This window comes from Klebsiella sp. GN_Kp190, assembly GCF_040061795.1.
Taxonomy (GTDB): domain Bacteria; phylum Pseudomonadota; class Gammaproteobacteria; order Enterobacterales; family Enterobacteriaceae; genus Klebsiella; species Klebsiella michiganensis.
The window spans coordinates 1-1,058 of the sequence record NZ_JBEAFN010000062.1; the positions used below are offsets into that span (position 1 = coordinate 1).

Consider the following 1,058-nt stretch of genomic DNA (forward strand, 5'->3'; position numbering starts at 1 on the left):
CTGACCGCTGCAATCACTACCGTTCTGGCTAAAACCTACGGTGGTTCTGCTCGCGCATTCGACCAGATCGATAACGCGCCGGAAGAAAAAGCTCGTGGTATCACCATCAACACTTCTCACGTTGAATATGACACCCCGACTCGCCACTACGCGCACGTAGACTGCCCGGGCCACGCCGACTATGTTAAAAACATGATCACCGGTGCTGCGCAGATGGACGGCGCGATCCTGGTTGTTGCTGCGACTGACGGCCCGATGCCGCAGACTCGTGAGCACATCCTGCTGGGTCGTCAGGTAGGCGTTCCGTACATCATCGTGTTCCTGAACAAATGCGACATGGTTGATGACGAAGAGCTGCTGGAACTGGTTGAAATGGAAGTTCGTGAACTTCTGTCTCAGTACGATTTCCCGGGCGACGACACTCCGATCGTTCGCGGTTCCGCTCTGAAAGCGCTGGAAGGCGACGCAGACTGGGAAGCGAAAATCATCGAACTGGCTGGCTACCTGGATTCTTACATCCCGGAACCAGAGCGTGCGATTGACAAGCCGTTCCTGCTGCCGATCGAAGACGTATTCTCCATCTCCGGTCGTGGTACCGTTGTTACCGGTCGTGTAGAGCGCGGTATCATCAAAGTTGGCGAAGAAGTTGAAATCGTTGGTATCAAAGAGACTGCGAAGTCTACCTGTACTGGCGTTGAAATGTTCCGCAAACTGCTGGACGAAGGCCGTGCTGGTGAGAACGTTGGTGTTCTGCTGCGTGGTATCAAACGTGAAGAAATCGAACGTGGTCAGGTACTGGCTAAGCCGGGTTCTATCAAGCCGCACACCAAGTTCGAATCTGAAGTGTACATTCTGTCCAAAGACGAAGGCGGCCGTCATACTCCGTTCTTCAAAGGCTACCGTCCGCAGTTCTACTTCCGTACAACTGACGTGACTGGCACCATCGAACTGCCGGAAGGCGTAGAGATGGTAATGCCGGGCGACAACATCAAAATGGTTGTTACCCTGATCCACCCGATCGCGATGGACGACGGTCTGCGTTTCGCAATCCGTGAAGG

1 protein-coding gene is annotated in these 1,058 nt (G+C 54.2%); it reads left to right on the plus strand.

The genetic code is table 11. The annotated features are described in order from the left end of the window. Positions 1-1,058: elongation factor Tu (gene tuf, locus ABLU67_RS24000; protein ID WP_048263853.1), on the plus strand; the 1,058-nt coding region annotated here is incomplete at both ends.